Here is a 450-nt window from a genome sequence, read left to right as displayed (position 1 = left end):
ATGGAAAGCTTCATCAAGGCCGAAGGCGGCGGCAAGAACATCTGCGCCGTCTACGCGCATAACGACGACATGGCGATCGGTGCGATCCAGGCCATCAAGGAAGCGGGTCTCAAGCCCGGCAAGGACATCAAGATCGTCTCCATCGACGGCGTTCCTGACATCTTCAAGGCCATGTCCGATGGAGAGGCCAATGTCACGGTCGAGCTGACACCGAACATGGCAGGCCCGGCCCTCGATGCGCTCGCGGCCTTCAAGAAGGACGGCACGGCGCCGAAGAAGTGGATCCAGACGGAATCCAAGGTCTTCACGCCCGAGACGGCGAAGGCCGAATACGACAAGCGCAAGGATCTCTACTGAGATCTTCTTTGTAGGCAGCAGGCGGGCAATCGCCTGCTGCCTTGCGTGTGAGGCGTCGAGGACATGATGCAGCCATTGAGTGAACAGCCTCAG

At 59.6% G+C, this 450-nt stretch carries 1 protein-coding gene; it reads left to right on the top strand.

Annotated elements, in window-relative coordinates:
• The coding region (locus C7G61_RS43450; protein ID WP_145963873.1) for a substrate-binding domain-containing protein at positions 1-357 on the top strand (357 nt) is incomplete at its 5' end.
• Positions 358-450 lie beyond the last annotated feature (93 nt).

This window comes from Bradyrhizobium algeriense (assembly GCF_003062295.1).
GTDB lineage: Bacteria > Pseudomonadota > Alphaproteobacteria > Rhizobiales > Xanthobacteraceae > Bradyrhizobium > Bradyrhizobium algeriense.
Note: the sequence above shows the minus strand (reverse complement) of the source record. Positions and strands in the feature narration are given on the sequence as shown.